Origin of the sequence: Sorangium sp. So ce590 (assembly GCF_051521365.1) — a bacterium.
In the GTDB taxonomy this organism is placed as follows: Bacteria; Myxococcota_A; Polyangia; order Polyangiales; family Polyangiaceae; genus Sorangium.
The window spans coordinates 6,512,300-6,535,337 of record NZ_CP150346.1 but is presented as its reverse complement, the minus strand read 5'-3'; the positions used below and the strand labels follow the sequence as shown (position 1 = coordinate 6,535,337).

20 protein-coding genes and 1 pseudogene are annotated in these 23,038 nt (G+C 70.6%); 12 read left to right on the top strand and 9 right to left on the bottom strand.

The window, feature by feature from the left end:
• Positions 1 to 127 precede the first annotated feature (127 nt).
• Positions 128 to 1,822 (bottom strand): 2-isopropylmalate synthase, encoded by a 1,695-nt coding sequence (leuA, locus tag WMF28_RS24300; protein WP_437595679.1) that lies wholly within the window; start codon positions 1,820 to 1,822, stop codon positions 128 to 130.
• Positions 1,823 to 2,214: 392 nt separating this feature from the next.
• On the opposite strand from leuA, the gene WMF28_RS24295 reads away from it, so the two are divergent.
• A complete protein-coding gene (locus tag WMF28_RS24295; protein ID WP_437595678.1) occupies positions 2,215 to 4,056 on the top strand; it encodes an IgGFc-binding protein in 1,842 nt (613 codons plus the stop codon).
• Positions 4,057 to 4,095: 39 nt separating this feature from the next.
• Here the strand turns inward: WMF28_RS24295 and WMF28_RS24290 are convergent, their stop codons facing one another.
• Both WMF28_RS24290 and WMF28_RS24285 read right to left on the bottom strand, forming a co-directional pair.
• A complete protein-coding gene (locus WMF28_RS24290; RefSeq protein ID WP_437595677.1) occupies positions 4,096 to 4,251 on the bottom strand; it encodes a hypothetical protein in 156 nt (51 codons plus the stop codon).
• Between the two features lie 88 nt (positions 4,252 to 4,339).
• A pseudogene (locus tag WMF28_RS24285) lies at positions 4,340 to 4,684 on the bottom strand (Uma2 family endonuclease); the annotation flags it as partial.
• A gap of 343 nt (positions 4,685 to 5,027) precedes the next feature.
• Here WMF28_RS24285 and WMF28_RS24280 point away from each other — a divergent pair.
• Genes WMF28_RS24280 through WMF28_RS24260 form a run of 5 tightly spaced genes read left to right on the top strand, consistent with a single transcriptional unit; the run spans position 5,028 to position 9,431 of the window.
• Entirely contained in the window at positions 5,028 to 5,696 is a 669-nt protein-coding gene (locus WMF28_RS24280) for a hypothetical protein (RefSeq protein ID WP_437595676.1), read from the top strand.
• The gene (locus WMF28_RS24275; protein ID WP_437595675.1) at positions 5,693 to 6,469 is read left to right on the top strand and encodes a hypothetical protein; all 777 of its coding nucleotides are present in this window, start codon (positions 5,693 to 5,695) and stop codon (positions 6,467 to 6,469) included. The genes WMF28_RS24280 and WMF28_RS24275 overlap by 4 nt, the downstream gene beginning before the upstream one ends.
• Positions 6,466 to 7,164, top strand: a complete 699-nt coding sequence (locus tag WMF28_RS24270) for a hypothetical protein (protein WP_437595674.1) — start codon at positions 6,466 to 6,468, stop codon at positions 7,162 to 7,164. The genes WMF28_RS24275 and WMF28_RS24270 overlap by 4 nt, the downstream gene beginning before the upstream one ends.
• Positions 7,161 to 7,859 (top strand): response regulator, encoded by a 699-nt coding sequence (locus WMF28_RS24265; RefSeq protein ID WP_437595673.1) that lies wholly within the window; start codon positions 7,161 to 7,163, stop codon positions 7,857 to 7,859. Before WMF28_RS24270 ends, WMF28_RS24265 begins: the two co-directional genes overlap by 4 nt.
• A gap of 12 nt (positions 7,860 to 7,871) precedes the next feature.
• Complete coding sequence (locus WMF28_RS24260; RefSeq protein ID WP_437595672.1) at positions 7,872 to 9,431, top strand: sensor histidine kinase; 1,560 nt, start codon at positions 7,872 to 7,874, stop codon at positions 9,429 to 9,431.
• A gap of 138 nt (positions 9,432 to 9,569) precedes the next feature.
• Here the strand turns inward: WMF28_RS24260 and WMF28_RS24255 are convergent, their stop codons facing one another.
• Both WMF28_RS24255 and WMF28_RS24250 read right to left on the bottom strand, forming a co-directional pair.
• Positions 9,570 to 10,466 carry a GIY-YIG nuclease family protein gene (locus WMF28_RS24255; protein ID WP_437595671.1) on the bottom strand — a complete coding sequence of 299 codons (897 nt, stop codon included), beginning with the start codon at positions 10,464 to 10,466 and terminating at the stop codon, positions 9,570 to 9,572.
• 590 nt (positions 10,467 to 11,056) lie between these two features.
• On the bottom strand, positions 11,057 to 11,239 hold the full coding sequence (locus tag WMF28_RS24250) for a hypothetical protein (RefSeq protein ID WP_437595670.1): 183 nt from the start codon (positions 11,237 to 11,239) through the stop codon (positions 11,057 to 11,059).
• Between WMF28_RS24250 and WMF28_RS24245 the strand changes: the two genes are divergently transcribed.
• From WMF28_RS24245 to WMF28_RS24235, 3 genes are all read left to right on the top strand, one after another.
• On the top strand, positions 11,219 to 12,700 hold the full coding sequence (locus WMF28_RS24245) for a hypothetical protein (protein ID WP_437595669.1): 1,482 nt from the start codon (positions 11,219 to 11,221) through the stop codon (positions 12,698 to 12,700). The two genes, WMF28_RS24250 and WMF28_RS24245, sit on opposite strands and share 21 nt — an antisense overlap.
• A 70-nt stretch (positions 12,701 to 12,770) precedes the next feature.
• Positions 12,771 to 13,241, top strand: coding sequence for a JAB domain-containing protein (locus WMF28_RS24240; RefSeq protein ID WP_437595668.1), 471 nt, complete (start codon positions 12,771 to 12,773; stop codon positions 13,239 to 13,241).
• Positions 13,242 to 13,630: 389 nt separating this feature from the next.
• Positions 13,631 to 14,449, top strand: a complete 819-nt coding sequence (locus tag WMF28_RS24235) for a hypothetical protein (RefSeq protein WP_437595667.1) — start codon at positions 13,631 to 13,633, stop codon at positions 14,447 to 14,449.
• A gap of 267 nt (positions 14,450 to 14,716) precedes the next feature.
• On the opposite strand, the gene WMF28_RS24230 is transcribed toward WMF28_RS24235, so the two are convergent.
• From WMF28_RS24230 to WMF28_RS24215, 4 genes are read right to left on the bottom strand one after another with little or no spacing between them, the layout of a single operon-like run.
• Positions 14,717 to 15,223, bottom strand: a complete 507-nt coding sequence (locus tag WMF28_RS24230; protein WP_437595666.1) for a hypothetical protein — start codon at positions 15,221 to 15,223, stop codon at positions 14,717 to 14,719.
• A 3-nt stretch (positions 15,224 to 15,226) separates the two neighbouring features.
• Positions 15,227 to 16,273, bottom strand: a complete 1,047-nt coding sequence (locus tag WMF28_RS24225) for an AAA family ATPase (RefSeq protein WP_437595665.1) — start codon at positions 16,271 to 16,273, stop codon at positions 15,227 to 15,229.
• Complete coding sequence (locus WMF28_RS24220; protein ID WP_437595664.1) at positions 16,270 to 16,431, bottom strand: hypothetical protein; 162 nt, start codon at positions 16,429 to 16,431, stop codon at positions 16,270 to 16,272. Before WMF28_RS24220 ends, WMF28_RS24225 begins: the two co-directional genes overlap by 4 nt.
• Positions 16,428 to 16,817, bottom strand: coding sequence for a hypothetical protein (locus WMF28_RS24215; protein WP_437595663.1), 390 nt, complete (start codon positions 16,815 to 16,817; stop codon positions 16,428 to 16,430). The genes WMF28_RS24220 and WMF28_RS24215 overlap by 4 nt, the downstream gene beginning before the upstream one ends.
• Positions 16,818 to 17,525: 708 nt before the next feature.
• Between WMF28_RS24215 and WMF28_RS24210 the strand changes: the two genes are divergently transcribed.
• The 3 genes from WMF28_RS24210 to WMF28_RS24200 all read left to right on the top strand — a co-directional run bounded on the left by WMF28_RS24210 (position 17,526) and on the right by WMF28_RS24200 (position 22,908).
• Positions 17,526 to 19,700: a carbohydrate binding domain-containing protein gene (locus WMF28_RS24210; RefSeq protein ID WP_437595662.1), complete on the top strand. Its 2,175-nt coding sequence runs from the start codon at positions 17,526 to 17,528 to the stop codon at positions 19,698 to 19,700.
• A gap of 263 nt (positions 19,701 to 19,963) precedes the next feature.
• Positions 19,964 to 21,622, top strand: a complete 1,659-nt coding sequence (locus WMF28_RS24205; protein WP_437595661.1) for a serine/threonine protein kinase — start codon at positions 19,964 to 19,966, stop codon at positions 21,620 to 21,622.
• A gap of 434 nt (positions 21,623 to 22,056) precedes the next feature.
• The gene (locus WMF28_RS24200; RefSeq protein WP_437595660.1) at positions 22,057 to 22,908 is read left to right on the top strand and encodes an arabinan endo-1,5-alpha-L-arabinosidase; all 852 of its coding nucleotides are present in this window, start codon (positions 22,057 to 22,059) and stop codon (positions 22,906 to 22,908) included.
• Positions 22,909 to 23,038 lie beyond the last annotated feature (130 nt).

Sequence of the window (23,038 nt, the reverse complement as noted above, 5' to 3'; positions counted from 1 at the left end):
TTGTTGGGCAGCGTGTCTCGTCAGGGACCGATGAGTAGCCGCTTGGCGATCGTCTCGTCAACGGCGTAGGGCCTCTCGCGAGGTAGCTTGCTGCGGGGCGCCGCGGCCTGCCCGGCCGCGCGCCCGCTCACTCCGCCGCCGCCGCCGCGAGCCGCGCCGGCTCCGCCGGCCGCGCGCGGTTCCACGCCGACGCGACCGCGGCGAGCGACGCCATGACGGCGCTCCGGTGCGTCCCCACCCCGAAGGTGCGTTTGCGCCCGACCGAGATCGCCGCGTACGCCACGGACTCGGCGCCTGCGCTCCGCTCGGCCGCCTGCTCCGCGTGCTCGTCCAGCGCGATCGCGATCCCGGCGTGACGCGAGAGCGCGCTGGCGAAGGCCTCGACCGGGCTCTTTCCGGCGGCGCTCAGCACCTGGGGGACACCGCGGATCTGGACGTGGAACTCGTGTCGTTCACCCTCGCCCTGGCCGCTTCGCCTGTGCGCCGTCACGCGCAGCGGCCCGCTGCGGTTCACGTACTCGCGCTCGAAGATCGCCAGGATCTCGGCCTTCTGCACCTCGCCCTCGGTCCGCTCCGCCCTGCGCTGCACCGCCTGGCTCAGCTCGATCGCGAGCCCCTTCGGCAGCGCATAGCCATGGTCGTGCTCGAGCACGTACGCCACGCCGCTCTTCCCCGACTGGCTGTTCACGCGGATCACCGCCTCGTAGCCGCGCCCCACGTCCTGCGGATCGATGGGCAGGTAGGGCACCTCCCAGACCGTGCTCCCACTCTCGCGCAGCGCCTTCCAGCCCTTCTTGATCGCGTCCTGGTGCGAGCCCGAGAAGGCGGTGTACACGAGCTCGCCGACATAGGGGTGGCGCGGGTGGACCGGCAGTCGGTTGCAGTGCTCTGCCGTCTCCTTGATCGCCTGGACGTCGTGGATCTCGAGCTCCGGATCGACGCCCTGGGAGAACAGGTTGAGCGCCAGCGTGATGACATCGACGTTCCCCGTGCGCTCGCCGTTGCCGAACAGCGTGCCCTCGACGCGGTCGGCGCCCGCCATCACGGCGAGCTCCGCCGCGGCCACCGCGGTCCCGCGATCGTTGTGCGGGTGCACGCTCAGCACGATGCAGTCGCGCTGCTTCAGGTTCCGGTGCATCCACTCGATCTGATCCGCGTAGACGTTCGGCGTGGCCATCTCCACGGTGGATGGCAGGTTCAGGATGATCTTCCGTGACGGGGTGGGGTGCCACACGTCCATCACGGCCTCGCAGATCTCCTTCGCGAAATCGAGCTCGGTGCCCGTGAAGCTCTCGGGGGAGTACTCGAGCACGACCTCGGTCTCGGGCATGCGCGCCGAGAGCTCCTTCACGAGCCTCGCCCCGCGCACGGCGATGTCGACGATGCCCGCGCGGTCCAGGCCGAACACCACGCGCCGCTGGAGCGTGGACGTGGAGTTGTAGAGGTGAACCACGGCGCGGCGCGCCCCGCGGATGGCCTCGAAGGTCCGCTCGATCAGGTCGGCGCGCGCCTGCGTGAGCACCTGGAGGGTCACGTCGTCCGGGACGAGCCCCTCGTCGATGATCCGGCGCACGAAGTCGAAGTCGGGCTGTGACGCGCTGGGAAAGCCCACCTCGATCTCCTTGAATCCCATGCGCAGGAGCTCGTGCCACATGCGGAGCTTGCGCTCGGGGCCCATGGGCTCGACGAGGGCCTGGTTGCCGTCGCGCAGATCCACGCTGCACCAGCGCGGCGCCCTCTCGATCACGCGGCTGGGCCAGCGCCGATCGGGCAGATGGATGGGCTGAAACGGCTTGTACTTGTGGACGGGCATCGTGGACATGACAGGACTCCCTGGAAGATGAAGATGGGAGTCGTCGCGACGACGATGCGAGGACCCCCACCGGGACAAGAGACCGAGGGGGGCCGAGCTGCGAGGATGAACGTCGTCAGCAGCGCGCGCAGAGCCCCCGAGGCCGTAGGCCTAGGCGGGGGCAAAGGGAGCGCGCGGGCACGACAGACATCGCGGGGCAGCCTAGCGAACGTGCTCTTGCTTGTCCAGCGCGGCGGCGCGAGGGGGCTCTGCGCGCGCTGGCCGCGATCCGTCGGCTTCTTGCTTCGCGCGGGAGCACGACGATGATTTTGCTGAGGAACTTCGCGCAGCTGCGGCACGCCTCGCCAGCCGACGGCCCGACAGCGCTTGACAGTTCTCCGGCGACACGATGACTTCAGGAGATGAGGTTCTCCCTCACTTATCTTCTCGTCGCGCTATTGCCGCCGTCCCTCCTCGCCGCCGCCTGCACCCCCAGGGCCGACCCGTTCCGGAACCCGCCCAGACCGGCGGCCGAGGACGGGATGGGCGGCTCGGGGACCATCGGCGACCTGGGTGTCGGCGGCGGCATCAGCGGCGGCTTGACGGGGAGCGGATGCTCCGCGGACATGAGAGACGTCGTGGACGCCGAGGGGAACGTCCTCGGCGCGTGCCCGCCCCAGCTGGGGTGTTACCAGGGGCAGTGCATCCCCGCCTGCGAGGCCGCCGAGAAGGCGGGCGGCTCGATCGGTTGCGACTACCTCGCGCCGTCGCCGCCGTTCTTCCAGAACGATCTCGCCGGCTCCACGTTCAGCGGCGCGTGCCATGCGGTCTTCCTCGCGAATACCTGGGATCGCCACGCCAGGCTCCGCGTCGCTTACGACGGCGAGGCGCTCGACGCGACCGGGTTCACCTACCTCCCGAGCGGCATCGGTCCGAGCACCAGGTACACGCGCCTGCCCAAGAACGGCATCCCGCCGGGCGAGGTGGCGGTGCTGTTCCTCTCGCACCGGACGGGTGCATCGACCGGCTTCGACTCGCTCGAGTGCCCGCGGCCTCCCGCCGTGCTGGCCGATGTAGCGGTGCACAACAGCGGCACCGGCGCCGCGTTTCAGGTCGCGTCGGACACGCCCGTCTCGGCGTACGACATCCTGCCGTACGGCGGGGCGTCGAGCTTCCTCCCCAGCGCCTCGCTCCTGCTCCCGCGCAGCACGTGGGGCACCAACTACTACGCCCTGGCGCCGCACCTCCACGGCCTCGGCGTTCCGTGGATGATGCTCGTCGCCGCCGAGGACGACACAACGGTGGATCTCGTTCCCCCGTCGAGCCTCCCCGGTGGTCCCGGCGTCCCGGGCGCTCCGGCCAACACCGCCACGCAGATCCAGCTCGGCGCCGGCGATGTCGTCCAGTGGATGGGCGTCGACCCGAGCGGCGCCGTGCTCCAGTCGAGCAAGCCCATCGGCGTGTGGACCGGCAACACGTACCTGCAGGTGGCGACAAAGACGTCCCCGGCCGGCGGCGGTCAGGACGCCGCCCACCAGCAGATCGTCCCCATCAGCGCTCTCGGCGGCGAGTACGTCGGCGCCGGCGTTGTCTCGCGGCTGTCCTCGCAGGAGCCGGAGAGCGTCGTCTACCGTCTCCTGGGCGTGGCCGACGACACGACGCTCTCCTGGGATCCGGCGCCGCCGGCCGGCGCGCCCGTCACCCTGGAGGCGGGCGAGGTCGCGGAGTTCCAGACGACGTCGCTGTTCTCGGTGCGGTCGCAGGGCGGCGATCACCCCTTCATGCTCACGCAGTACATGCCCGGCGCCCCCGCCTGGACGCGCCCTGGCTGCGTGGCGGAGATCCCGGTCTCCGGCTCACCGTGCCAGCTCGGGGACGAGGAGTGGGTCATCCAGCTGCCGCCCGAGCAGTTCCTCGAGCGATACGTGTTCTTCACCGATCCGACCTATGCCACGACAAGCCTGGTGATCACCCGCGTCAGAGGCCCGAACGGCTTCGCGGACGTGGAGCTGAGCTGTCTCGGTCCGGTGACCGGGTGGCGCCCTGTCGGGACCGCGGGCGCGTTCGAGGTGGCCCACGTCGATCTGAGCCGCGGCTTCGTGGGCGCGACCCCCGCGTGCGAGACGAGTCAGCACGAGGCGAGCAGCGCGGGCGCCTTCGGCGTCACCGTCTGGGGCACGGACTTCTTCGCTTCGTACGGCTACCCCGCCGGCGGCAACGTCGAGAGCATCAACGACGTCGTGGCCCCGCCCGTCCCGCGTTGACGTCACCCGCCGGCCACGCTGACGGCCGATCGACCGCTGTCACGGGGCCTCGTCTCCGAAGAGCGCGTCCATCTCCAGCTCCACCTCCCCGAACGGCTCTGCCCTGACGCGCTCTCCGCGCTCGGCGGTGAGGATCAGCAGATATCCCTCGGACGTCCAGCGGTGGACTGTCAGCGTCTGGTCCTCGGGATCCACGATCCAGTAATCGTGGCACCCCGCATCGCTGATAGACGCGCATCTTCTTCACCCGATCGTTGCGCGCGCTGGAGGGCGACAGCACCTCGCACACCCAGTCGGGCCGTACCGAGATCGGCGTCGTCCTGGGCAGCTCGGGCAACCTCTCCCGCCGCCATCCGACAACGTCGGGGCGATAGACCTGATCCTCTTCGAGCTGCACCTCGGCCTCGGTCACGATCCACCACCTGCCCGGGAGCCGCCCGCCTGGACGCCGGTCGTACGGATCGCCGATGCGGCCTCCGAGGACGCGCTGCGCCCTGCCGTGGGGGCCGCTGGGCATGGCCTTGCGCACGAGCTCGCCGTCGAGGATCTCGTGAAAGCGCTGCTCCTCCGGGATGGCCAGCAGATCGGCGAGGCCGGCCCGGGGCCCGAGCTGGAAGGCGACCGACATCCCGCCAGCATAGCGCGCGCTGCCGCTCGCTTGCAGGCCGACGGCGGCCGGCGCCTGTCCGGGGGTGGACGACGTCCCTGCTCCCGGGTGGCTCCGGCCACGGCGGGCGACCTGCCACAACTTCGCCACAACCTCTCCGCGTCCGTTCCTTGTCGCGGGCGCGGGCGCGCCTCGCCCGGGGGGTACTCCCATCGAGGCCTGCGGCGGCAGCGAGCAGGCCGGGCCTCCCGGGCGATCGGTCCAGGAGGCTCGGTCGAGCGTGCCGCGCAGCGCTCACCACCCCGGAGGTCCTGTGCACGCGCAAGCTCCCTGTCTTCTCATCCCACCCTCGCCGGAGCCCGGCATGGAAGCCGGTGATCCCGGGCCCGCGGCGCCCCGAGACGACGCGCCGCCGCCGCCCGCGGCCGGCGCGGTCGCCGAGACCGCGGCGCGCGCTGGACATCCCAGCTGGACGGCCGCTCTCCTCGTCGAGCGGCCGGCGGCCGAGCTCCGTCAGGACCTGTCCAGGTTCGGCGTCGGCGTCGGCCTCGCCTCGGTCTATGGCCTCGCGCTCGGCGCGCGGCAGGGCGGCATGTCGTTCGTCCACCACGCCGCCGGCGTCCCCGCGGCCATGGTCGCCGTCGCCTGCCTCGGCGTCCCCGCGCTGGCGATCGTCCTGACCCTCTTCGACGCGCCGCTCGACCCCGCGCGCGTCCTGTCGGCCACCGCGCGCGCCGCCGCGACGACAGGCCTCGTGCTCGGCGGCCTCGCGCCCGCCGCCGCGCTCTTCGTCGTCACGAGCGGGTCGCAGGACACGGCGGCGCTCATGGGGCTGCTCGGCCTCGCGGTCGGCGGCGCCCTCGGCGTGCGCGTCTTCCTGCGCGACCTCGGCGCCGCGCTCCGGCGCGATCAGGGCCTCTTCACCCGGTCCGGGTACACCGCGGCGCTCCTCGGGTTCGCAGCGTTCGCCGTCGTGCTCGCCCTGCGCGTCTGGTGGGAAGCGCTCCCGCTCCTGGACGGGGGTAACTCGTGAGCGCCGTCGTCCTGAGCCGCCTGCTCCGGGCGCCCTCCGCGGTGGCCGCGAGCTGCCGCGAAGACAGGGACGTCCGCGCCATCGCGCTCGCGTCGCTCGGCGCCATCGCCCTCGGCTCCGCCGTGTTCGGCGGCGTGATCGGGAGCTTCCGCGGCGACGAGCAGATCCTCTACGCGGCCGTCAAGGTGCCGCTCGCGATGCTGATCACGCTCGCGCTCTGCGCCCCGGCGTTCCACGCGCTCGCGGCGGTCCTCGGCCGACCCTGGCCGATGCGGTCCGTCATCGCCCTCGTCCTCGCGTCGGCGGGCCGCTCCTCGCTCGTGCTGCTCGCGTTCGCGCCCGTGCTCTGGCTGCTCATCGACCTGGGGCTCGGCTACCACGCCTCCTCGGTCGCCGCCTGGCTCGCCTACGCCGTCGCGGGCCTCGCGGCGCTCGGCGTGCTCGTGCGCGGCATCGGCGCGGGCCCGGGCCGCGCGCTCACCGCGGTCGCCTTCATGGCCGTCTTCTTCGCGATCGGCGGCCAGGCGGCGTGGATCCTCCGGCCGTACCTCGGCCGTCCGAGCGAAACGGAGGTCCCGTTCCTGCGCGCCCGCGAGGGGAGCTTCGCCGACGCGTTCGTGAAGAGCTGCCGCTCGGCGCTCGGGATCTACGACGACGACCCGTGCTCCCTCGAGGGGCACGACGACGGCCGAGCGTCGCAGCCGGACGGCGCGCCCGCCTATGCCAGCGGCGAGGACGTCGCGCGCGGCGGCTTGCCGGAGGGGGCGCGATGAGCCTCCGCGACCTCTCGATCCTGTACCTGATCGCGGGCCTCGCCTGTGCCGTGGCGGTGTACCGCGCCTCGCGCGATCGCGGCGACGCGCGCCGCCGCGCCGCGCTCTCCGCGGCGCTCTGCGTGCCGCTCTGGCCCATCTGGGCGCCCGTCGCGCTCACCGCGGGCCGCGGGGAGGGCGGCGGGCGACCGGACGCCGGCGCGGGCACCGCCGCCGCGCGCGTCCAGGGGGCCCTGCGCGAGGGGGTCAGCGCGTGCGCCGGCACCTCGTTCGAGGCGCTCCTGTCGCGCGAGGCCGCCTCGCGCATCGAGGCCGAGGTGGCGCGCGCCGCCGCCCGCCACGCCGAGCTCGACGCGCTGCTCCGCCAGGACGGCTTCGACGAGGCCGCCGCCGCGACGCGCGTCGCCGAGATCGAGCGCGGCGGCGCCGGGGGGCGCGCGCTGGCGACGGCGCACCTCCACCTCGAGAACATCCGCCGCCTGCGGGCGATGCGCGACCGTGACGCCCGCGCCCTCGAGGAGCTCGCGGATCTCGTCCAGGCGCTGCGCACGCAGCTCGTCCTGGCGCGCTTCGCCGGATCCTCGGTCGAGGGCGTCGGTGGTATCGTGTCCGAGGTCTGGGCGCGCGTGGAGGGCCTCGGCGCGGCCATCGACGCGCACGGCGGCGCTGGATCAGAGGAACCGATCGCGACGTGAGCAAGCACATCCTGGTCGTCGACGATGAGGCGCGCATCCGCGAGGTCCTGCTCTACGCCCTGCAGAAGGAGGGCTACACCGTGACGGCGGTGGCCGACGGGCGCGCCGCGCTCGACGCGGCGGGGGCGGGGCAGGTGGACCTCATCGTGCTCGACGTCATGCTCCCCGAGCTCGACGGCCTGGAGGTGTGCCGGCGGCTGCGCGCCGCGAGCAGGATGCCGATCCTCTTCCTGTCGGCGCGCGGCGACGAGGTCGACCGGATCGTCGGCCTCGAGCTCGGCGGCGACGACTACCTCACGAAGCCGTTCTCGCCGCGCGAGCTCGTGGCGCGCGTGCGCGCGCTGCTCCGGCGGGCCGAGGCGCCGCCGCCCGCGCCGCCGCCCGCCGACGCGCGCACGGCGGTGCTCCGCCACGGCCCGATCGAGGTCGACACCGACCGTCACGAGGCCCGCTACCTCGGGCAGCTCGTGTCCCTCACCGCGACCGAGCTCGGCGTGCTCGGCGCGCTGCTCGAGCGGCCGGGGGTGGTGCTCTCGCGCGGCCAGCTCATGCAGCGCGCCTACCGCTACGACAACCTCATCACGGAGCGCACAATCGACACCCACGTTCGCCGGATTCGTGCGAAATTTCGCGTAGTTGGCGGCGATCCGATCGCGACGGTCCACGGCGTCGGCTACAAGGTGCACGGGGCGTAGCCGGGCCGCGCGATGCCGGGCATTGCGATGACCGAGCGCCTGCGCCGCGAGCTCGGCCGGATCCGTGTCCGGCTGCTCATCGTCAACCTGGTGGTCCTGCTCGTGCCGGTGGCGGGGCTCGAGTTCGCGCGCCTCTACGAGCGGCAGCTGCTCGGCTCGCTGGAGCGCGACATGGCGAACCAGGCGGTCCTGGTCGCGGCGATGCTCACCTCGGCGCTCGACCGGGGGCTCGAGCTCGACGCGCCGGAGCACGGCGACGTCCTGACCCGGGCCGCGAGGCACACGCGCACGCGCGTCCGGGTGCTCGACGGGGCGGGCGTGGTGGTCGCCGACTCGCACGAGAACGGTCCGCCCGAGGGGCCGGAGCCGGCCGCCCCCCGGCTCATCTCGCCGCGCAGCCAGGGTGGTTCGGGCCGGGGCCTCGCGGATCTCGCCGACGAGGTGCGGTCTTTCGGCGAGGATGCGCGCGAGCGCTGGCCCGAGGTCCCGGACCGCCCGGAGGTGCGCGACGCGCTCGCCGGGCGCCGCGCCGCGAGGACGCGCGTCCGGGAGCGGCAGCCGGCGGTCCTCCTGTTCCTGGCCGAGCCGATCCGGCGGGGCGGCGAGGTGCTGGGCGCCGTCTACGTTGTGCGCTCGACGCAGCCGGTGCTTGTCGAGCTGCACCGGATCCGCTCGGGGCTCCTCCGCGTCCTCTTGATCGCGAGCCTGTTCACCGGCCTCGTCACGCTGGCGCTCGCGTGGTCGATCTCGAGGCCGCTCGGCAAGCTCTCGCGGGCGGCCAAGCGCATCGCGGCCGGGGAGCGCGACATCGTGGTGCCCGTCTCGGGCAGCGGCGAGATCCGCGACCTCGGCGCGTCGTTCGCGGCGATGAACGAGCGGCTGGGGGCGCGCCTGCGGTACATCTCGGATTTCGCGGCCGACGTGGCGCACGAGTTCAAGTCGCCGCTCACGTCGATCCGTGGGGCTGCCGAGCTGCTGGACGAGGGGGCGGCGGACGATCTCGAGGCGCGGCGGCGCTTTTTGCGGAACATCGAGCTCGACGTGGCGCGGCTCGACCGGCTTGTGTCGAGGCTCCTGGAGCTGAGCCGCATCGAGGCCTCGAGCGAGGCGATGACGGTGCTCGACCTGGAGGCGCTCGTGGCGCGCGTCGTGGAGCGGTGCGCGACCCCCGGGCAGCCGGTCGTGCTGCGGTACGAGATGCGGACTCGGCTGCTCCGGGCGCGGCCGACGGACCTGGAGACGGCGCTGCTGAACCTCGTGGACAACGCGGTGAGGTTCTCACCGCCGGGGGAGGCGGTGGTGGTGACCGTGGAGGGCGGGGAGGGCAGGGAGGGCGGGGGAGGTGGAAGGACGGCGAGGATCTCGGTGCGCGACCGGGGGCCGGGGGTGCCGGCGCAGCATCGGGCGAGGATCTTCGACAGGTTCTTCACGACCGACGAGAGCCGCAACGGGACGGGGCTCGGGCTGGCGATCGTGAAGAGCGTCGTCGAGGCGCACGGCGGGGCGGTGACGGTGGAGAGCGCGCCGGGGGAGGGGGCGAGCTTCGTTGTTGAGCTGCCGGTGAGGCAGTAGAGAGGGGGAGCTCCGAGTTGTCCTCTCATGCGGCGCCGTTCGGTCTCGGTTCAGTGATATGAGCTCGGTGCTCGCGTGCGGCCGAGTTCTATGCCTCGAGTGCGATTGGACCCCTCCGCGTTCTCGACAGGTAGTCTTCTAGTCCGCTTCATCAATAGAGCTGGCGGGAATGCGGCGCGCCTGCTCCTCCTCGATGTCTTTCAGGGTTTGTCCTTCCTGAGTCTTCCAGCAGATTCGACCGTTTGCCGAATTGCCGTAAACGACCGCGGCTGCAGCGCTCGCGCTTGAGAATAGTGTGTCAGATGTGAATTGAAGCGCATCTCCGCGCTTGATGAGCTTTCCGGACTTGATCAGGCCTTCCTTGAGCGCCGCATAGCCGCTCGGTCGGATGCTCTCATGTACCTGTGTGAGCGCGGTCGAGCCTTTGAACACCACGAAGCCATCGTCCGTTACCGTGCCGGACGCGCTTGCTCCCTTGATGGCGTAAAACAGTCGCATGAGCTGCGAATTGTGACTGCTCGGTTGGCCTATGATGGGGTCCAGTATCCTATGGCCGAGGGCACCTAGTAGGATCCTGGCGTTGTTGAGGTACTCTTCCATCGCGTCCTTGTCAGCACGCGGCAGCACGACCGGCGTCTCGTCCTTCTGGTTGATGAGGCGATAGCGACCGGCGATTTTTGCCAGCTGGATGATGCGTGCTTCGAGGTACTTGATGTGAGCCTTGGTCAGGTTCTCGTCCTTGCTCGTGAATATTATCGCTTCTTGCCAGAAGTCCTTTCCTGATAAGTGTGTCTTGATGCGTTCTGCAGCGATTTCGGCCTCACCGATGTAAGCGTCTCTCTGCGCGATGTTTTCACTGCCTATCAACAGGTAGACGCCTGGGCGCCGGACGGCTGTTTCCCATTGTGTGAGTTCGATTACGCGGCTGCGAGGGCATAGAAGGGCTTGGCCCGTCCAGTTTACCAGCTCCGCATGGCGAATGCCGGATACTTCGCCGCCGTCTAAATAAATTCGAATGCTCCTGCCCAACGCCATCGGGTCTGCCTCCGGTGAATCGCGGTAGTGTAGCTCAGATGTTGGTCCAGTTGCTTGATTTTGTAGATGGTATGTGTCAAGGCCGGGTTCGTGAGACAAGTCGCTGCGGCAGCGATGACGACGAGAGCGCGAGAGGTTGCGTCATGTTGAATGCGCCAGCAGCCGACCGAGCTGCGCCAGTACACAGAGCCTCACAGGCGTAGTGTCAGGGGGCTAGGCAACGGTGGTTTGTGGTCGTTGAGAGCCGGGCGCCGGCCGTTCCCCGGGCTCCGCTGACCCGAGAACTGGCAGATCGCCCGAGCACCGGCAGCCGCTCGCCCAACTATTAGCAGTTAATGCAGCGCGCAGCGCGGGCGCTCGCCGCCCTTGCGTCGCGCCACGCCTAGCTCGCGGTGGCGCTGTGTGATCAGTTGTTGCTTCCATGAGAAGGAGAAAGGAGCGGCGAATATGATCCTGTCTGCTCGCATCCTCAATATCTCCTGGACCTCAGGCGTATCCATCACGCTGCCGATTGGGGATCGACGGTATTCACCGGAGGCCCTGCAGCGTTGCTGCATGCCTCCTACGACAATACCAGCGCGTGAAGGATATCAGCGAGCGCCATCGGATGGCTCGCGCACGCTCATGACCAGATCGATCGAGCTCTGCACCTGCGCCAGCCGCTCCGTGGGGGACAGGCTGAGCATCCAGCGCACGAGGGAGCGGTCCACGCCGTTCTCGTCGTAGGGGCTGTCGTCTCGCTCCTCGGCGGCATGCTCCAGAGGTTCGGCCATGCTCCGAGTCTAGCACCAGGAGGGCCGGCAAGGTGCGGGCACGCTGCCCTGGGTCGATCTTCCCTGGTTTCCTACCGGCGGGAGATCTTCCACCTGGCGGCCGCTCCTGAGCCCTTATTGCATTGCGCAGGGGGGACGCGCAGGCGCCCCGGCGGCGCTGGCTGGCCATGGTGGCTGGGCGGCCGCAGGGGAAGGGTGCTGGGCGGCCGGCGGCACCGGCGGCGAAGCCGTGTTCGCCGAGCCGCACCCGAGCGCCAGCGCCAGCGAGCCGAGGACGGCGGCCGCGCCCCGCGTGCGGGCGACGAGCGCGACCTCATCTGGGGTATCCTCGGCGCCATGAACGAGACCCTCTTCGCACATCTCGCCACGAAATTCGGCCCGCACCCGGAAAACCTTGCGACCGAGGCGCTTGGCTACATCCTACGACGCTCGCTCCCTGCTCGCGAGGCCGTGCGGGACCTCCTGGGCAAGGTCGGGGCCGTCGCCCCCTCCTCGCTCATCTACCAGAACCAGGTTGCCGGAGGCGACGAGGCGCAACCTGATCTCGTGGGCTTTGATGACAAGGGGGACCAGCGCCTCATCATCGAAGCGAAGTTCTGGGCGGGGCTGACATCGCACCAGCCGGTCACCTATCTCGAGCGCCTCCCGCGCGACGGAGGCACCCTCGTCTTCGTCGTCCCCGCCGCGCGTGTCATGCTGATCTGGGGCGAGCTTCTGCGACGGTGCCAGGACGCCGAGCTCAGCGTGCAGGAGAGCCAGACCGGCATCCCCGATGTCCGGCAGGGGGCGCTCGTGGACGGCAGGAGGCTCGTGCTGGTGAGCTGGCGCGCGCTCCTCGATCCGATCGGCTTCCGGCTGGAGGCGGCCGACGACCGTCGGGCGCGTGAGGACGTCGCGCAGCTGCGCGGCCTCTGTGAACGCATGGATGCCGAGGCCTTCCTCCCGGTCACCTCCGAGGAGCTCACCACGCAGATCTACCGGCGCGTCATCGAGTTCGGACGCCTCGTCGACGAGGTCTGCACGGCGCTCAGGCATCAGGGCATCGCGAACATGAACGGGCTTCGCGCCATTGCGGGCAACGGGTACTCCGGCCGCTACCTCCGGCTGCGGGGTGTGGGCTGCTTCCTCGTCTGCGACATCCGCAAGTGGATGAAATTTGCCCCGACGCCGCTCTGGCTCTCCGTCTACGGGGTGCGATGGGAAAAGAGCGATGCCTCGACGGCTCGACGCGCGCTCGCTCCGCTCGAGTCCGTGACGCCCCCGCGCATGTTCATGGCCGGCGATGGCTTCCCGACCGTGGCGCTCCAGGTGCCGGTCGGAGCCGAGCGCGATACCGTGGTGAAGAACCTCCTCGACCAGGTGATCGTGGTCGCCGATTTGTTGGCGCCGCTGGGGTCCGTCGAGCAGCCCGCCGGAGGTGCGAAGGACACGCCGCCCGACGATGCCCCGCCGGAGGCATGAGGGCAGGGGTCGTGGTGCCCGTCCGAGCACGTCGAGCGCCGTTCACCTGAACGATACCCTAACATGACCTATGCGTTGTTTTATTGCGTCACGTCCGAAGGTACGACGTCCGCATGCGCAGCATTCTCCCCGATCCCGGGCAAGGTCCCCATCCTCCCCGGCCCTACTGCGCCGCCCGCGCGACGTCGCCCGCTTCTTCCACGCGACGCTCACGCCGCTCGTCCACGAGGAGGTCTGGCTCGCCGCGCTCGACGCCCACGATCGCGTCCGCGGCGCGCGCATGGTCTGCCGCGGCGGCCTCCTGGGCGGCTCCGTCCGCGCCCCCGATGTCCTTCGCGCCGCCATCGAGCTCGGCGCCGTCGCGTTCGTGCTGGCCCACAACCACCCCGGCGGCGACCCCGCCCCGTCCGACGACGACGTCGAGCTGACCCGGGAGATCGAGCACGCCGCCCACCTGATCGGCGTTCCCCTCCAGGACCACGTCATCCTGACGCCCGCCGGGCGCTTCGCCTCGGTCTTCCGGGCTGGCTCATCCCGCTAGACCGTCGGGATCCTGGCGCCCACCGGCGTCCTCGCCGCCAGACCCGTGCGTCGCGCGGAGCGACCACCAGGCCCGGGACGTCCCTGCCGCCGCTGCCGAGAGCAACCTTTCGACGGGGCCTCCCGAGGCCGCACAGCGCGCCTCCGGCCTCCCTCCTGGCCAGAACGATGCCAGCCAAGCTATCCCAGCAACATCCCTCGTTTTTCTCACCCATCCATCCCCCGCGCTCCCCCGGACACCGCAGGATTTCGACACCCTCGCGTCTTCTATAAATCATCTTCTCCTCCACTTCTCTCTGGACACCTCTCTTCCCATCATGAATAGAGCACGCTTGCCCGTCTGGCATTCCAGCGCAATCCCGCGCTCCTGCCACGGACGAGGATGATCTCATGAGCAAATACACCGCTTCTGAAGTGATCCAGCTCCCCCGCCTCACCGCCGTCGGGGCGATGGCGCTCGGCGAGCAGCTCCTCACGGCGGCGAAGCCCGCGAAGAAGCAGCTCGCGAAGGGCATCGCGCGGGCGCTCGCCGTGCTCTCGTCGCGGCACGGCGAGCTCGCGTCGGCGCTGCGCGATCAGGTGTCGCTGTCCGGAGGAGGGGAGGCGAGCGAGGATGCCGTCCAGTGCGACCGTGTCATCGACGGTTGCTGGAGCGGTCTCCACGACTTCCTGACCGCGTTCACAAAGCTGCCGTCCGACGCGCCCGAGGTCGCCGAGGCGAGCGCGCTGAAGGCGGCCATCTTCACGGGAGGGCTCAAGTTCCTCCAGCTCACGTACGTCCTCGAATGGTCCGAGAGCGAGCTCCGGCTGCAGCGCATCCGCAAGAACGGCCTCGACGCGCGCCTCGAGGCGCTCGGCGGCAAGCGCTTCCTCGTCGTCCTGGAGTCCGCGCACGCCGCCTACGGCAAGGCGCTCGGCGTCACGGCGCCCACGGCCGCGGCCGCGGCGGCGCCGCCGAGCGTGCGCGAGGCGCTCGACGCCTTCACCGAGGTGCTGCGCGCGTACGTGATCAAGGTGATGGGCGCGGTCGAGCCCGACGAGCCGGAGACGCAGGAGCTCGCCGACAAGCTGCTCGCGCCGCTCGCGACCTGGAGCGTCGGGCCGAGCGGTCGCGGCGCCGCCCGGAAGAACGACAAGCCCGAGGGCGAGCCCGCAACGCCCCCTCCGCCCGATGCGCCGAGCGCCCAGCCGGCGCCGGTCGACCTCTGAGCCCGCTCGCGTAACGCCGCCCACCGGACGCCCGCTCGCGCAACACCGCCCCGCCAGACGCCCGCTCGCCCCCGCGTCACCCGCCCAGGAGCACGCCCTGTCCGCCGCCGTGGCGGCCCCCGGCGCCACCGGCGCCACCGGCGCCACCGGAATCCGGGCGTCCCGCCGTCCGGGCGTCCCGTCCCGCTTCCTCATGCCTGCCGGACAGCGCGCAACGCCCCGAGCCCTGTGCCAACCCCCCGACTTCGCGCCAGGGCTTTGTGAGGGTCATGTCACTCTCCAGGCGAGGGAGCCCATGCGGCTCGTCTCCGCCACGAAGGGGTGGGCGTCGATGGGTTTGAGCCGGCGCCGCAGCGCCTGCTGAACATCCGCGGGATTGATGGCGCGCGGCCGCAGCGTCGAGTGCTTGCTGGGTTGCTCCAGATGGAGCACGACCCGCAGCTTCTTCGCGTCGAGCACGGCCATGGCCACCTCCGCCTCCTGGGCGTCGTTGGCGTTGATCTTCGCCGGAAGCATCGCCGCGAGCGTATCCACGACCTTGCCCGCGACCTCATCGTCGAGCGCGGACGGCTTCGTGCGCGCGTGGATCCGGTAGTCCTTGACCTCGATGAGCCACGCGGTCCGGTCTGGATCGACGGCGAGCAGGTCGAGCGCCTTGAGCCCAACCCGCACCACGGAGAACTGCGTGCGGTAGAACGTCCACTCGTCGTACTTGCTCACCACCCAGGTGCTCGGGAACTCGAAATTCAGGCCATCGACGGCGACGGTCGGCATGGCTCAGCCTTCCGGGCTCAGGAAACGGTCGGACTGCTCGAGCTCCTCGTCGAGCGCGGCGATGGTTCCCATGTCGTCCACGGAGGGCCCTTGCTGCACCGAGACACCCGCGTCCGACAGGTGCAGCCCGAAGAAGCGCGCGTCGACCTCTCCCTCCTTGCGCGCGAGCAGCATCTCGATCTCGCGCAGCAAGAACAGGCTGTGCGTCGCGATGAACACCTGGATGCCGCCGAGGCTCAGATCGACGATGCTGCCGGCGACCTTCTTGATGATGCGCGGGTTGAGGTTCGCCTCCGGCTCGTCCCAGAACAGGCACCCTTTGTCGAGCAAGGCCCCTGTCGCGATGAGGCGGGCGAGCATGCCGAGCTTGCGGAGGCCCTCCGCGACGAGCGGCATCTCCATGCGGCCGCTCCCGCTACGGAAGTAGAATCGACCGTTCCTGTCGAGGTCGATCCATCCGCCCATCGCCTCCTCCAGCGGCCCGAGGAGCTCCCGGACGCGCTTTTCCTTGATGCCCCTCTTCAGGGGCGCGCCGAGGAGCAAGCAGGTGTCGCGCCATGTCTCCTCGAATTCGAGATAGTGGTTCTCGTAGACGGACACGAAGCCTGGGTAGATCGTGAGGAGCTCCCGGGTCGGCAGGTAGGCCGGCGCCGCGTCGACCCATTCCGTGGGGAGCGTGTCGATCGAGACGTCCGACTTGCTCTGCGTCGAGAAGCCGAACGAGATATCCCAGGCCTCGTTGGTGCAGGTCATCCGCACATCGCAGCGCTCACGCCCTTGCTTCCGCCGGGCGAGGCGCCCCAGGGCCTCCGGGCGGAAGACGCTGACGAGCTTGTCCGCGAGGCGGGTCTGCAGAGCCGCCTTGGTCGGGGGCGCGGCGTTCGGCTTGCGCCCCTCCTCCCAGCTCGTCGCGAGGATGGAGTAGGCGAGTTTCAGCGCGTGCGTCTTTCCCGTGCCGTTCTCTCCCACGAACACGTTGAGGTGCTGTCCGAAGTCGAGGTCCGCCTCGCTGAAGGCGGTGAAATTCTTGATATGAAGCGACCTGATCATGGCTTGCCTTCGAACAGAGCGAGCTGGTCCTTCGTTTCCGGGACCTCGCCGGCCGCGGCCTCGATGGCGGACCAGGAGGTGATGAGCTCGTTGCAGGCGCGCGCCCTCTCGGCCTCGCCGCGGCGCTCGCACAGGGTGTTGTGCGCCGTCGCCGTCATGAGCAGCAGGTGCCGCGTGTGCGCGCCGAGCTTCTCGAAGAGCTCGTCGCGCCACTGCTCGACGACGCCGCCGGCGCGACGATGTTCGACGTGTGGACCGCCATCATCGGGTCGAAGAGGAAGGCGAGGTCGATGCGCTTCGCCTCCGCGGTGAGCTGGAAGGCGGCGCCATCGCCGTCGAACGACCACGGACGCGCAGAGGTGGCGAGCGCGAGCACGGCCTCGTCGGCGCGCGACACGAGCCGCTCGCGCAGCGCGCCATCCGGCAGCCGGTAGATGAGCTGAAGCGAGTCCGGCGAGATGAGGATCGTCGCGACCAGGGTGACGACGCTCGACGGCTCCACGCCTTCCAGGCTTGCGCCGTTCGTGACGTCCTCGAGCTTCAACGTGTTCCCCTTCCGATCGGCGCGAGCATGCCGCGAGGCGACGCACCGTAGCCGGACCACGCTCGCCCAACAAGGGCCGACGACCGAGGCGCGCTGCTGGGCGGCACGAACCGCCCCCTCGCCACCGGATCCTCCCCGCGATGGCGCTCGGCGAGCAGCTCCTACCAAGCTGCCGACCGGCGCGCCCGAGCCCTGTGCCAACCCCCGTGATCTGTGCCAGACGAGGGGGGTCCGGCACTGGCACAAACGCAATGCATTGCGACACACAGGGGTCCGGACCCCTCGAGGACGCTCTGCAGAGCGTCTCCGGGAGCCAGATTGTGCCAGAATTCGCGTTTTACACCGGAATTCTGTGCCAGAACCGCCGAGAACGTGCTGGATCTTGTGCCAGAGGGGGGGTAGGGACCCCTCCGGACCGCAAAACAGAGCGCCTGCCCGGGCTCGGCACCCCCTCCGGCCCTCAGAGCAGAGCGCGAGCGAGCGGTCCTGCATGCTCCTCGACGAAAGCCGGAGCGCACCCGAGGACTCGAGCCGTCGCCCGGGTGTGGCGACGAACGACGTGCGCGCGCCCCGAGGAAAGAAGCGCGCGTTTTTTCATGGCCCTCGGACAGGCTTAAGCGGTTCAGGCGACGGGCTGGGGCAACGGGCTCCCGGGGGCTCCTCATTCGATCTGGAGCTCGCTCTCCCTCCTGTCTATCGTTGCCCCCCATGCGCAACGAAGACCGCGACGCGAGATCTCACGGACGACGCGCGCGCTCCCGCGCGAGCACCCGGCGACCTGGCGCCCTCGGTCACGGCGCGCTCGCGCTCGGCCTCGTCGTGCTCGGCTGCGGGGGGGAGGACGGCCGCGGCGAGGCCGCCGGGACCACCGCGAGCACGGGCAGCGCGACGCAGGCGACCTCGGGCAGCGGCGGCGGTGGTGCGGGCGGCGGCGCGGGCAGCGGCGGCGGCGGCGCGGGCAGCGGCGGCGGCGGCGCGGGCAGCGGGGCCGGTGGGGCGGGCGGCGGGGCCGGGGGCAGCGCGCCTGCCGGCCCGCCGATCGTCATCGACGGCGAGGCGCATACGCTCACCTGGGCCGACGAGTTCGGCGGCGATCTCGGCGCAGGCCAGCCGAGGTCGCGGGTCAACGCCGGCTCCTGGAGCAAAGAAAACCTGGGCGTCAACTTCGAGCAGCAGGCCTACACGAACCGCGAGTGCACCGACCACCCCGACACCTGGAACTACTGCGTCGAGGAGGGAAAGCTCACCCTCCTCGCGCGCGAAGAGCCCCTCGATTGCGTTGTCTGGAAGACGTGCGCGGGCGCGGCGGACTGCGACGCGAACGGGACCTGCATGGACGGGTATTGCCTGAGCGACAAGAACCAGAACAGCGTCTGGGACCACGACGAGTGCGCTCCGCACACCGGCATCGCCAACCCGCCCGCGAACGGGATGACGTACACGTCCGGCCGCCTCAGCACGGACGAGAAGATCGAGCTCCGGTACGGCTACCTCGAGTTCCGGGCGCGCATGCCCTTCGCCGAGCTCGCGGCGGGGGACGTCCCGCCGAGCGGCATGTGGCCCGCCATCTGGCTGCTCGGCGCGAACGGCGCCCTCAAGGACGGCGGGGTGGACGACAGCGTCGGCTGGCCGATGAACGGCGAGATCGACGTGATGGAGTACACCCAGATCAAGGAGAACCCCGCCCTTTACCCCGACAACCGGGCGATGGGCTTCAACGCGCTCTGGCGCGAGCGGCCCGAGGCGGGGGAGATCGCGGCGAGCCCCGGCGGCTGGGAGCCGAACGCCTGCAGCGCGTGGCCCAACGGCGGCGACGCGAAATGCGACGCCGACGTCGGCGGCGCGAGGTCGACCTGGGACGGCGTGACCCTTGACTATCGCGCGTGGCACACCTGGGGCTTCCTCTGGGACGAGGACCGCTTCGCGATCTACATCGACGAGCTGCCGCAGAACGGCGGGACGCCCGTCGGCGTGTTCAGCATCGGAGAGGGCGCGACCGAGTACCGCCAGCCCATGTACCTCATCATGAACCTCGCCGTGGGCGGCGAGCTCGGCTGCCTCGGGTGGAAGGACCGAGCGTGCTCCTCCGCCGCCCAGTGCGCGAACGGCGCCGCGTGCGTGGACGGCCAGTGCGACGAGACCGCGGCGTCGTGCATCGACGTCGACTGGGCGACCCAGGGCGACCTCGCCAGGCTCGAGGTCGACTACGTCCGCTGGTATCACCGCGCCTCGGGGTACCCCAGGCTGCCGTCGGCCGCGTGCCAGGACGGCGACGGCGACGGCGCGCCGGACAACCTCCTCAAGAACTGCGGGTTCAACGAGGACCACACGTACCACCGCAGCGACATCTTCTTCGAGGGCGGCGGCGGCCTCACCGAGATCATCGACGAGGGCGGCGACCACGGCCACGTGCAGTGGGTGCGCATCGATAACGGCGGCACGCAGCCGTGGAATGTCCAGGTCCGGCAGGAGGGCTTCCCGCTGGCAGCCGGCACGGAGCACACATGGCAGGTGGACGTCAAGGCGAGCGCGCCCCGCGTCGTGCCCATCAAGATCGTGCTGGCCCACGATCCCTGGACGACGCTCGCCACGTTCGACTGCGATGTCGGGACCGCCTGGTCGACCTGCAGCCCGCCGAGCTTCACGCCCGAGAGCGCCGGCACCTACAAATTCGAGATCGACCTCGGGAACGACGGCGCGAGCCGCCACGACGGCACCGAGGTGACCCTCGATAACCTCTACCTCGGCACGGCGGACCGCGCCTGCCAGCCGGACTGCACGGGCGTGTCGTGCGGCGACGACAGGTGCGGCGGAACGTGCGGCGCGTGCGCCGCGGGCCTGCGCTGCGCCCCCTGGGGCCAGTGCGCCGCGGGGGTCAACTAGACTCGGCGCGAGGCGTGCCCACCCCGTCGAGCGCGCGGGCCCTGTGGCGAGCCGGCGCCGCAAGGCAATGCGCATGTGAGCCCACCCGCGTATCGCGGATGCTGGTGCTCGGGCGTACGCCGCGTTGACGCGACGAGCTACGACAATATCTCACCTTTGTTTTCGCAGGGAGGTGGAACAATGCAGCGCCTCGCGGCGGATGGCTCGAGAGCTCGTTGAAACCGTCTGGTCGTGGCCGTTTTCTTCGTGCCATCATCGACGAGGTGAACGTAGGGCCGTCCAGCAGTCGTCCGATCGAGGAGGGGCATCATCTCCTGCTCGAGCTCGGGCGGGGAGGAACCGCGCACGTCTTCCTCGCCGTGCAGAGCGGCGCGGAGGGCGTGGACAAGCTCGTCGTCCTGAAGTTTCTCAGGCCCGACTTCCAGGACAACGCCGAGCTGCGCGAGATGTTCATCAACGAGGCGCGGTTCTCGGCTCGCTTGAACCACGCGAACATCGTCCAGACGAGCGCGATCGTCCAGACGACCCGCGGGGCCGCCATCGTGCTGGAGTACCTCGAGGGCCAGCCGCTCTCGGTCGTCCGGTCGAAGGCGCGCACCAAGCTCCCGCTGGAGATGCACCTCCGCATCATCATCGACGTGCTTCGCGGCCTTCATTACGCCCACGAGCTCACCGGCTTCGACGGCGAGCCCCTCGACGTCGTGCACCGCGACGTCTCGCCGCACAACGTCTTCGTGACCTACGATGGTCAGGTCAAGCTCATCGATTTTGGCATCGCGAAGCTCCTGGGCACGGGGGCCGAGACGGCGACGGGGGTGATCAAGGGCAAGATCGGGTACATGCCGCCCGAGCAGATCGAGGGGAACAAGGTCGATCGGCGGGCGGATCTGTACGCGGTGGGCGTCATGCTCTGGGAGGCCGCGACGGGCGAGCGGCTGTGGAAGGGGCTGAGCGACGTCGTCATCATGAATCGCGTCTTGAACGGGAACATCCCGAGGCCGCGCGACGCCAACCCCGACGTGCCCGAGGAGCTCGAGCGCATCATTGTCAAGGCGCTGTCGTTCTCGCGGGAGGCACGCTATGCCACCGCGCCGGAGCTCGAGGTCGACCTCGAGGTGTTCCTCGCCGGGATGATCCCCGTGACGAACCGCGACATCGGCAGGTTCGTGTCGCGCGAGTTCGAGGAGCTCCGCACGCAGACGAGGCGCATCATCGGCGAGGAGATGAAGCGCCGGGCCTCCACGGTGCGCTCGTCCGCGCCGGTCGACGTCGCGTCGTCGTCGCCGCCGCCGCTGTCGCAATCGCTCGCGCGCGCCGGCTACGCGACGATGACGAGCTCGGACTCGCGGCGCACGGACGCGCAAGGCGAGGCGTCGCGCCCGTGGCTGAAGCGGGCGTCCCGCTCGCTCTTCGCCGCGGCCGTGCTCGCGATCGGCGTCGGCGTCGTCCTCGGCGTCACCTTCCGTTCGTCGCGCTCCCCGAGCCCGTCCGTGGACGCCGGTGCTGCGCTGGCGCCGCCGCCTCCGTCGCCCACACCCGTTGCGCCCGCCGCCGTCACGGCGTCCGGGGAGCCGGCGCCCCCGCTGCGCGAGGAGACCGTTCCCTCGTCGGGCTCTGCCTCCGTCGCGGTGGCCGCTGCGCCATCCGCGCAGCAGGCCGAGCCGTCGGCGAAGCCCGCCGAGCCGTCGGCGCAGCCGGCCAGGCCGTCGGCGAAGCAGGCCAGGCCGTCGGCGAAGCCGGCCAGGCCGACGGCAAAGCAGGCCGGGTCGTCCGCGAAGGCGCCGGACGAGGTCGCCTCGCCTCCGGCGTCGGCGGCCAAGCCAGCTCCCGCCGCGCCTGTCAGCCCGCCGAGCGTGCGATGCGACCCGCCGTACACCATCGACGCCGATGGGATCAAACGCTTCAAGGTCGAGTGCATGTGAGGTCGTCTGTCGACACGACCTCGGGTATGGGCGCGCTCTCCGCGCTGGCCCTGGCTGTGATGAGCGGTTGCGGGACAGGCGGAGACGCCGGAACACAGGGCGGCGCCGGCGGACCGGCGACGGTGAGCGTGTCGTCCGGTTCCTCGGCGGGCACTGGAGGCGCGGGCACTGGAGGCGCGGGTTCCGGGGGCGCGGGCACTGGAGGCGCGGGCACCGGGGGCGCGGGCACTGGAGGCGCGGGTTCCGGAGGCGCGGGCACCGGAGGCGCGGGTTCCGAAGGCGCGGGCACCGGGGGCGCGAATCCTGGAGGCGCGGGCACCGGGGGCGCGGGCTCTGGAGGCGCGGGCACCGGGGGTGCGGGGGGTGACGGCGGCGGGCCCGTCACGACGGACCTGCCTCCGGTCGCGCTTGTACTCAGCGGGGACGTCCAGGGAGTGCACGACCCGTCGATCCTCCGGGCGGGGGATCTGTATTATGTCTTCTCCACCGGCCCCGGGATCGCGATCCGGACCTCGGCGGACCTCGTGCATTGGGGCCTCGCCGGCGCCGTATTCAGCTCCACGCCAGAATGGGTCGCGAGCGCGGTGGGAGACGTCGACGCGCTCTGGGCGCCGGACATCTCTTACTGGGGCGGGCTCTATCATCTGTATTATGCGGCCTCGTACTTCGGGACGAACCGCTCCTGCATCGGTCACGCGACAAGGCCGTCTCTGGACGACGCGCATACCCGCTGGTTGGATCACGGCGCCGTCGTCTGCAGCGAGGGCACCGATTACAACGCCATCGATCCGAACGTCGTGATCGACGAGCGGGGCACACCCTGGCTCGTGTTCGGGAGCTTCTGGTCGGGGCTCAAGCTCATGCAGCTCACCCTCGCAGGCGCTCCCGTCGACGGGACGCTCACGTCCATCGCCTCACGCCCGAGCACGGCCATCGAGGCGCCGTTCGTCGTGAGGCGAGGCGAACATTATTACCTGTTTGCCTCGTTCGACACCTGCTGCGCCGGCTCGGGCAGCACGTACAAGATCATGGTCGGCCGGTCCCAGGCGCTCGCCGGTCCTTACGTGGACAGGCTCGGGAGCCGCATGCTCGACGGCGGCGGCTCGCGCGTGCTGACCAGCAGCTCGAGGTGGCGTGGGCCTGGCAGCAACGGCTTGATCCGAGATGGTGAGTCCTGGTATCACATCTACCATTCGTACGACGCCGACGCGGACGGCATGTGGGCCCTTCGCGTCGCCGAGCTGAGCTGGGGCACCGATGGCTGGCCGGAGTCCGGCGGGCCGTGAGCTGGCGCTCGGGGGTGGCTCATACGTCGGTTTGTCGCGGGCGCCGGGCTCCTTCCCCTATACTCCCGCGGTGGCCGTGGTCCCCGCGGCCACGACCACTGCATCGCGCGCGCTCAGGAGACATCCATCG

Excerpts from the sequence above, each read along its gene's own strand:
- leuA (WP_437595679.1), bottom strand. The coding sequence starts at position 1,822 with ATGTCCACGATGCCCGTCCACAAGTACAAGCCGTTTCAGCCCATCCAT.
- WMF28_RS24295 (WP_437595678.1), top strand. The coding sequence starts at position 2,215 with ATGAGGTTCTCCCTCACTTATCTTCTCGTCGCGCTATTGCCGCCGTCC.
- WMF28_RS24280 (WP_437595676.1), top strand. The coding sequence starts at position 5,028 with ATGGAAGCCGGTGATCCCGGGCCCGCGGCGCCCCGAGACGACGCGCCG.
- WMF28_RS24270 (WP_437595674.1), top strand. The coding sequence starts at position 6,466 with ATGAGCCTCCGCGACCTCTCGATCCTGTACCTGATCGCGGGCCTCGCC.
- WMF28_RS24260 (WP_437595672.1), top strand. The coding sequence starts at position 7,872 with ATGCCGGGCATTGCGATGACCGAGCGCCTGCGCCGCGAGCTCGGCCGG.
- WMF28_RS24255 (WP_437595671.1), bottom strand. The coding sequence starts at position 10,466 with ATGGCGTTGGGCAGGAGCATTCGAATTTATTTAGACGGCGGCGAAGTA.
- WMF28_RS24245 (WP_437595669.1), top strand. The coding sequence starts at position 11,219 with ATGCTCCAGAGGTTCGGCCATGCTCCGAGTCTAGCACCAGGAGGGCCG.
- WMF28_RS24250 (WP_437595670.1), bottom strand. The coding sequence starts at position 11,239 with ATGGCCGAACCTCTGGAGCATGCCGCCGAGGAGCGAGACGACAGCCCC.
- WMF28_RS24240 (WP_437595668.1), top strand. The coding sequence starts at position 12,771 with ATGCGTTGTTTTATTGCGTCACGTCCGAAGGTACGACGTCCGCATGCG.
- WMF28_RS24235 (WP_437595667.1), top strand. The coding sequence starts at position 13,631 with ATGAGCAAATACACCGCTTCTGAAGTGATCCAGCTCCCCCGCCTCACC.
- WMF28_RS24230 (WP_437595666.1), bottom strand. The coding sequence starts at position 15,223 with ATGCCGACCGTCGCCGTCGATGGCCTGAATTTCGAGTTCCCGAGCACC.
- WMF28_RS24225 (WP_437595665.1), bottom strand. The coding sequence starts at position 16,273 with ATGATCAGGTCGCTTCATATCAAGAATTTCACCGCCTTCAGCGAGGCG.
- WMF28_RS24220 (WP_437595664.1), bottom strand. The coding sequence starts at position 16,431 with ATGACGGCGACGGCGCACAACACCCTGTGCGAGCGCCGCGGCGAGGCC.
- WMF28_RS24210 (WP_437595662.1), top strand. The coding sequence starts at position 17,526 with ATGCGCAACGAAGACCGCGACGCGAGATCTCACGGACGACGCGCGCGC.